At 66.9% G+C, this 8,063-nt stretch carries 7 protein-coding genes; all 7 read left to right on the top strand.

Translation table 11 applies throughout. The annotated features are described in order from the left end of the window. Positions 1–983 (top strand): D-galactonate dehydratase family protein (locus B5X90_RS18130; protein WP_079555324.1); only part of this gene is annotated, 983 nt, incomplete at its 5' end. Beyond that, the gene (locus B5X90_RS18125; RefSeq protein ID WP_372702896.1) at positions 973–3,303 is read left to right on the top strand and encodes a gluconokinase, GntK/IdnK-type; all 2,331 of its coding nucleotides are present in this window, start codon (positions 973–975) and stop codon (positions 3,301–3,303) included. The genes B5X90_RS18130 and B5X90_RS18125, both read left to right, overlap by 11 nt. Before the next feature lie 142 nt (positions 3,304–3,445). After that, positions 3,446–4,693 carry an FAD-dependent oxidoreductase gene (locus tag B5X90_RS18120; protein ID WP_079555322.1) on the top strand — a complete coding sequence of 416 codons (1,248 nt, stop codon included), beginning with the start codon at positions 3,446–3,448 and terminating at the stop codon, positions 4,691–4,693. 70 nt (positions 4,694–4,763) lie between these two features. Continuing rightward, complete coding sequence (gene pyrE, locus B5X90_RS18115) at positions 4,764–5,348, top strand: orotate phosphoribosyltransferase (RefSeq protein WP_079555321.1); 585 nt, start codon at positions 4,764–4,766, stop codon at positions 5,346–5,348. A gap of 96 nt (positions 5,349–5,444) precedes the next feature. Then, entirely contained in the window at positions 5,445–6,254 is an 810-nt protein-coding gene (locus B5X90_RS18110; RefSeq protein ID WP_018776143.1) for a GAF and ANTAR domain-containing protein, read from the top strand. Positions 6,255–6,349: 95 nt separating this feature from the next. Beyond that, the gene (locus tag B5X90_RS18105; protein ID WP_079555320.1) at positions 6,350–6,895 is read left to right on the top strand and encodes a hypothetical protein; all 546 of its coding nucleotides are present in this window, start codon (positions 6,350–6,352) and stop codon (positions 6,893–6,895) included. Positions 6,896–7,024: 129 nt separating this feature from the next. Next, positions 7,025–8,053 (top strand): thioesterase domain-containing protein, encoded by a 1,029-nt coding sequence (locus tag B5X90_RS18100; RefSeq protein ID WP_079555331.1) that lies wholly within the window; start codon positions 7,025–7,027, stop codon positions 8,051–8,053. The last annotated feature ends 10 nt before the right edge of the window (positions 8,054–8,063 follow it).

Raw genomic sequence — 8,063 nt, 5'->3', positions numbered from 1 at the left:
TGGCCGCGATCGCCGCGGTGGACATGGCGCTGTGGGACATCAAGGGCAAGCTCGCCGGGATGCCGGTCTACCAGCTCCTGGGCGGGGCGTCCCGGAACGGGCTGCGCGCCTACGGCCACGCCTCCGGCGCGGACCTGCCCTCGCTCTTCGACTCGGTCCGCGAACACCTCGAGCTCGGCTACAAGTCGATCCGGATCCAGACCGCGGTGCCCGGGATCAAGGCCGTCTACGGCGTCGCGGCCCAGGCCCAGGCCTCCGGGGAACGCTATGACTACGAACCGGCCGGGCGCGGGGCGTTCCCGCAGGAAGAGGACTGGGACACCCGCGCCTACCTCCGCCACCTGCCGACCGTGTTCGAGGCCGTGCGCAACGAGTTCGGCCCGGACATCCCGCTGCTGCATGACGGGCACCACCGGATGACCCCGATCCAGGCCGCGAAGCTGGGCAAGGCGCTGGAACCCTACGACCTGTTCTGGCTCGAGGACTGCACCCCGGCCGAAAACCAGGAAGCCCTCCGCCTGGTCCGGGCGCACACCACCACCCCGCTGGCGATCGGGGAAATCTTCAACACCGTCTACGACTACCAGGCCCTGATCAAGGAACAGCTGATCGACTACGTCCGGGCCGCGTCCACCCACTTCGGCGGGATCAGCCCGCTGAAGAAGGTCATGGACTACGCCGCGCAGTACCAGATCAAGTCCGGCTTCCACGGCCCCACCGACATCTCCCCGGTCGGGTTCGCCGCGCAGCTGCACGTGGGCCTGGCGATCCACAACTACGGCATCCAGGAATACATGCAGCACTCGGACAAAACCAACGAGGTCTTCGAACAATCCATGACCTTCACCGACGGCTACCTGCACCCCGGCGACAAACCCGGCATCGGCGTCGAATTCAACGAAGAAGCCGCCGCCGCGTACCCCTACCAGCAGGCCTACCTGCCCTACAACCGCCTCGTCGACGGCACCGTCCATGACTGGTAACCCGGCGTCGACGGCACCGGGCATGCCTGCTAACCCGGCCACGACCCGTGTACTGAAGGCCGCGGGTCCCGCCCGCCGCCACATCGTGGTGATGGGCGTGACCAGTTGCGGCAAAAGCACCGCGGGCGCGGCCATCGCCGACCGCCTGGGGGCGGAATTCCTCGACGGCGACTCGCTGCACCCGCAGTCGAACATCGACAAGATGGCCTCGGGAACCCCGCTGGACGACGACGACCGGGCACCCTGGCTGGCCGAGATCGGAAGGCGCTTCGCGGCGTCGGACTCCGGCCTGGTCATCGCGTGCAGCGCGCTCAAGCGTTCCTACCGCGACATCATCCGCAGAGGGGACTCCTCCGTGGTGTTCGTGCACCTGCACGGGACCCGGGAACTGCTCAGCAGCCGCATGGCAGCGCGTCCGGGGCATTTCATGCCGCTCTCGCTGCTGGATTCGCAGCTCGAAACCCTGGAAGAACTCCAAACCGACGAAGCGAGTGTAGTAGTGGATATCGCCACGCCAGTGAACCAGATCGTTGACGACACTGTTGCGGCCCTTGACGGGCCTCAGGGCGGAGCCACCCGGTTCCTGGTGGACCTAAAGGCCGCGCCGTTCAACCTCGACGATGCCGCGACTGCGTGGGTGGAGTCCACCATCGGCTCCATGTCGGACGAGGAAAAGATCGGGCAGCTGTTCATCAACCACAACAACGACTACTCCCCGGAATACCTCGACGGTGTCCTGGAGCAGTACCACGTGGGCGGCATGCGGTACCGGCCGGGGCCGTCGGCCGAGGTGCAGGAACACATCCGCTACGCGCAGTCCAAGACACGCGTACCGCTGCTGATCGCGTCGAACCCGGAAATGGGCGGCGCCGGCAGTTGCGACGACGGGACGTTCGTCTCGACCCACCTGCAGGCTGGCTCGCACCCGGACAAGGGCATCGCCCGCCAGATGGGGCGCGTTGCCGGGGTGGAGACCGCCGCGCTGGGCTGCAACTGGGCCTTCGCGCCCATCGTGGACATCCACTACAACTGGCGCAACACCGTCATCTCCACCCGGGCCTTCGGCAACACCCCGGAGATCGTGGTGGAACGGGCCAAGGAGTACTTCGACGGCATCAGCGAATCGCCCACCGTGTGCGCCATGAAACACTTCCCCGGTGACGGCCTGGACGAGCGGGACCAGCACGTGGTCACGTCCTACAACACGTTCGGCTACGAGCAGTGGAACGCGACCTACGGGCACGTGTACCGGGAGATGATCGGCCACAGCGTGCAGTCCATCATGGTCGGGCACATCGGCGCGCCGGACCTGTCACGGCATTTCCGCCCGGGCCTCGCGGCGGAGGACATCCTGCCCGCGACCCTGGCGCCGGAACTCCTCCAGGACCTGCTGCGCGGCGAGCTCGGCTTCAACGGGCTGATCCTGACCGACGCGTCCCAGATGATCGGCCTCACCCAGGCCATGAAGCGCAGCGAGCTCGTCCCGGCCACCATTGCGGCCGGGTGCGACATGTTCCTGTTCTTCCGGAACCCGGCCGAGGACTTCGGGTACATGCTGGACGGCTACAAGTCAGGGGTCATCACCGAAGCGCGGCTGCATGACGCACTGCGCCGGATCCTGGCCCTCAAGGCCTCGCTCGGACTGCACTTGAAGCCCCGAGGGGCGCTGGTTCCGCCGGCGGAGGCGCTGGCAAAGATCGGCAGCGAAGCGCACTTGGCCATCGCCGCCGAAATTGCGGACAAGACCGTGACCCTGGTGAAGGACACAGCCCAGAACCTGCCCATCACCCCGCAGACGCACAAGCGGATCCGGCTGTACGGAATTTCCGGCGGCTCGGACTTCACCATGGCGGATCCACTGGCCTACCTCGATGTGGTGGCCGCGGAACTGGAGCGGGCCGGTTTTGAGGTGCACCTCTTCAAGACGGCGGCGCAGCGGAAGGCGGCAGGGGAGGAAGGCGTGAACTTCATGTCCGTCATCTCCGAGGAAGCCACCGGGGACTACGCGGACAAGTATGACGCCGCGTTCGTGTTCGCCAATGTGAAGGGCTTCGCGCAGGAAGCGGCAATCCGGATCAAGTGGTCCACGCCGATGGCCGCGGAGATCCCCTGGTACGCCACCGAGGTCCCCACGGTGTTCGTCTCGCTCAACCAGCCGAACCACCTCATTGACGTGCCGATGGTCAAGACCGCCATCCACGCCCACGCGGGCACTCCGGCGGCCATCCGGGCCGCGATCGAGAAGATCCAAGGCAAGTCGGAGTTCCAGGGCACGTTCAACGAGAACGTCTTCTGCGACTCCTTCGACACCCGGCTCTAAGGCCTGGATTCCGTCCCCCTGCTACGGTTTCGGACCGGCGCCACGCGGATCCACGCCGCGCCGGTCCGGAGCCGCAGCGCGGGTCCAAAACCTGCGCGAAAAACCCCTCCCGCGGCACCCCGCGCAGGCGTAGCGTGGGGCCATGGAGAAGACCGGATGCGCGGTGGTGGGCGGTGGACCTGCGGGGATGATGCTGGGCTTGCTCCTGGCGCGGGCCGGGGTGCGGGTGACGGTGCTGGAGAAGCACGCCGATTTTCTGCGCGACTTCCGCGGCGACACCGTGCACCCGTCCACCATCCGGCTCATCGACGAACTTGGACTCGGCCAGGAGTTCCGCCGGTTGCCGCAGAGCCGCCTGAAGAACGTCGTTTTCCCGGTCCCGGGCGGGCGGCCCGTGACCATGGGCGACTTTGACGCCCTGCCGCCGCCGTACAACTACATCGCCATGATGCCGCAGTGGGACTTCCTGAGCTTCCTCGCCGAGGCCGCGGCCCAGGAACCGGGGTTTACGCTGCTCATGAGCCACACCGCCACGGGCCTGGTCCGCAACGGAGGCCGTGTCCGCGGAGTCCGCTTCCGGACCGCCGACGGCACGCAGGACGAGCTCCCGGCGGACCTGGTGGTGGCCACGGACGGCCGCCATTCCGTGCTGCGCACCGCGGCCGGGCTGGCGCCCAAGGAATTCCCGGTGCCCTTCGACACCTGGTGGTTCAGGCTGCCCCGCTATCCCTCCGAAACGGGTGAGGTGGCCGGGCTCGTGCCGGCGTTCGGCCCCGGCGAGGCGCTGCTGGCCCTTTTCCGCAACGACTACTACCAAATGGGCTACCTCGCCGCCAAGGGCGCCGATGCCCGGATCCGTGCGGAAGGCATCGAGGGCTTCCGACGGCGGGTCGCGGCTCTCCGCCCGGATCTTGCGGACCGGGTTGACGCCATCGCGTCCCTCGATGACCTCCACTGGCTGGACGTGCGCCTGAACCGGCTGCACTCATGGCACATCAACGGGCTGCTGTTCATCGGGGACGCCGCGCACGCGATGTCCCCGGCCGGCGGCGTCGGAATCAACCTCGCCATCCAGGACGCGGCCGCCGCCGCCGAGTACCTTGCCCCCGCACTGCTCCGGGGCCGGGTGACCACGGCAGACCTGGAGAAGGTCGAACGACGGCGCCGGTTGCCCACCGTCATTGTGCAGAGCGCCCAACGGCTCATGCAGCACGCGATCTTCGGCCCGGTCCTGACCGGGAAGCGGACAAAAGTTCCGGCCGCGGCGCTCTTCTTCGCCCGGCACATTCCGGCGTTCCGCAAGATCATTCCCCGCTTCATCGCCTTTGGGCCGCGGCCCGAGCACGCACCGGCCTTCGCGCGGCGTGCCGAACCCCAGCCGCAGCCCTAGCCTGGCGCGGGAACGACATACAGCACACCGGCTGGGAATCCGCGGCGGACCAGCCACTAAACTGAGAGCCATGACTGCCACCCGTGACTTCGCAGCCGACGCTGCCGCTGCCCGTGCCCGACTCCTGGAACTGATCAAGGAACTGGCCGTAGTCCGCGGCAAGGTCATCCTCTCAAGCGGCGCCGAAGCCGACTACTACATCGACCTGCGCCGCATCACCCTGCACCACGAGGCGTCCAAACTCGTCGGACAGGTCATGCTCTCGCTGATGGAGGAGGCCGGGATCGATTTCGAGTGCGCCGGGGGACTCACCATGGGGGCGGACCCCGTGGGCACCGCCGTCATGCATGCCGCCGTCGACGCCGGCCGCCCGGTGGACGCTTTCGTGGTCCGCAAGGCGCAGAAGTCCTACGGCATGGGCCGCCAGGTGGAAGGTCCCTCGGTCGAGGGCCGCAAGGTCCTGGTCCTGGAGGACACCTCAACCACCGGCGGTTCCGCGCTGACCGCCGTCGAGGGTGTCCGCAAGGCCGGCGGCAACGTGGTGGCCGTCGCCGTGATCGTGGACCGCGACACCGGGGCCAAGGAAAAGATCGAGGCCGAAGCCGGTGTTCCGTATCTCTTCGCCTTCGGCAAAGACGAACTGGGCCTTAGCTAGGGTTTCTGCGCCGGACGTCAAAGGTGGACGGGGTATGGGCCGTGACCTATCATTTGTCCCATACCCGTCCATCCTTTTATCTGGAGAACACGCGCCATGCTCCCGTCCGAAAAGTCCCTGAACAGCGGTGTGAATCGCGGCCCTGAAGGGCAGGGCGCCGACATTTCGGTGGGCACGGTCGACCAGATCCAGAACCTGATCCTGGACAGCGCGGACTTCGAAGAGTTCCTGAACGAACTCGCTCGGTTTTCCGCGCACCAGGTGGCCGGCTCCGGCGACGACGCGCTGTGCGGAATCACCTTGCTCCGGGACCGTAAGGCCGCCACGATCGGGTGGAGCAGCGACTCCGCCCGCGAAGTGGACGAGATCCAGTACTCACTGTCCCAGGGCCCCTGCCTGACGGCCGCCAAGGAAGAACGTGAGGTCTACGTCCCGGACCTCTTCGACGAGGACCGCTGGGGCCCTGACTACGCCTCCGCCGTCGCCTCGCACGGCCTGCGCTCGGTGTTGTCGGTGCCTTTCCACCTCCAGGGCGAAGCCCAGGCGGCCCTGAACCTCTACTCCGATGTCCCGCACAAGTTCGACGGCGACGTCGCTGTCCGGGCCCGCGGCTACACCCGCGAAATCTCCCAGGCGCTGCGGCTGGCAGTCCGCTTCTCGCTGCACACAGACAGCGCCACGAACCTGCGCGCCACGCTCGAATCCCGGACCGTGATCGACATGGCCATCGGGATCGTCATGGCCCAGAACCGTTGCGACCAGGAAACCGCAGTCCGGATCCTCACCGATGCCTCCAGCAACGGCAACGTCAAACTCCGCGACATCGCCGCCTCACTGGTGCAATCTGTCGGCGGAACGGCCACCAGGACGCACTACGAAGAGCCGAACCGGCGGCAGGCCGGCTGAACCGGCAGCGGCCTATGACTTGTGTGCGACTACAAGCGCGGATACGCTGAATGCGGTTGAGCCGTCGGCCATAGACATCCTTCTTTGGAGTACCTATGGACCAAACACTGCAAGCCCACGTCAAACTCGATGTCGTTTCCGACGTCGTCCGGATTAGTGTCCGGGGGAGCCTCACGCAAGCCTCCCGTCCCTCCCTGATGCAAATTATCCAGCGCGTCCGCCGCATGGGGATCATCTCGCACATCCGCGTCGACCTCGGCCTGGCCGCATTCGTGGAATCAGCGGCGCTGGCCGGCCTGCGCAACGACCTCAACGCGATCGACGGCGGGACCTCCGGCTCGGAGGTCGCCGGCATGCCGGCTCCCGGCGGAGTCTCCCTGGAACTGACCGCGCACCGCGACGATTCCGCCGCGTTGCCCCCGCTGGACATGGCCGGGGAATTTACGGCCTCGATCGATCCCTCGGGCACCCGGAAGCTGACCCGGTTCTCCGACGACGAACTCTTCGCCGCGAGCGACTCTGTGTTCGGCCTCCTCGATGATCCCGCCGACATGGCCCGCTCGGAACTCCTGGCGACGTATGACGAGATCGGCATGGAAATCAGCCGCCGCGAGGTCGGCCGCGAGCCCGAACCAGCGTAACCGCCGACCGCGCCAGCGGCGTGCCAGCGGCGCGCCAGCGGCGCTTCCACGCTGACCTTCGGGACCGCTGTATGGTCCGGTTTCTCATCCCCGCCGAACCGTGGATACGGTAGAGATGTGCCGGCCGAGATGGATCCGAACCATCCGCGAGGCCCCGGTGCTTCCGAGGCCCGCATGCTCCGCCGCGCCGTCGAGCTTAAACGGGTTTCCCGGCGGTCGTTCCTGATCGGCACCGGGTCCGCGTCGCTGCTGGCGGCGGACATGCTGTTCACGCAGCGCGTGCAGGCCGAGCGGCGTGTCAGCCGGATCCTCGAAGTACCTGATGACGTTGCGGAACGGTACTACCCCCACGCCAGCTGGATCCTGTTCCCCGGCTACAAAACGAGCTGGGAAGAAGCCCTGTGGATCCTGAACGCGCTGCGTGGCTCCCTGAACAAGAGGGGCCAGCTCGCCGCCGTCGGGTATTCCAACGAAGGCCTGGACATCGACGAGGTGGTCATCGCCGTGATCGAGCACGTCCGCGCCCACAATCTCACCACCCTCTACTTCTACGGCCATAGTTTCGGCGGCATGGTGGCAACCCAGGTGGCGGCCCGGCTGCGCGAACTGCACGGCGTCGAAGTGGCGTTCATCCTCCTCGACTCCAGCCCGGCGAGCCGGCACGACGTGCTGGACCAGAGCTGGTTCGAGGGCGTGGTGGTGCTCTACGAGAGCGGGTTCCGCTTCCCCACAGTGCTGCGCGGCGGCTACGAGCTCGGCGAGAGGATGCTGCACAAGAACGAACGCAGTTGGGGCCAGGTGGTGGACCAGACCCTGGAACAGCTGTCCCCGATCGCGCCGTCCAGCGTGCTGATCCAGTCCGAATCCGCCTACATCTTCCACTTTGAGGCCAGCCGTTTCGTCGGGAAGCTGGGCGCAACGAAGATGGCGTTCATCGGCAACCCCCGGGACAAGACGGTGGATTACGAGACCGCCCGGGACACCTGGTCACTGTCCTTCAAAACCAACATGGTCTCGGATGACCTGCGCACCGACGGGGCGAGGCCGGAGCACGCGAGCCCCGGCTGGAGCCCGTTCATTTACCGGCCCATCATCGAAAAACTCCAGGACGACCTCTTCCCGCTGCCGGGCGGCGGCGGGAAGAAGACCGCGTTCTGAGGTGGCGCGT

Origin of the sequence: Arthrobacter sp. 49Tsu3.1M3 (genome assembly GCF_900168135.1) — a bacterium.
In the GTDB taxonomy this organism is placed as follows: Bacteria; Actinomycetota; Actinomycetes; order Actinomycetales; family Micrococcaceae; genus Arthrobacter.
Note: the sequence above shows the minus strand (reverse complement) of the source record. Positions and strands in the feature narration are given on the sequence as shown.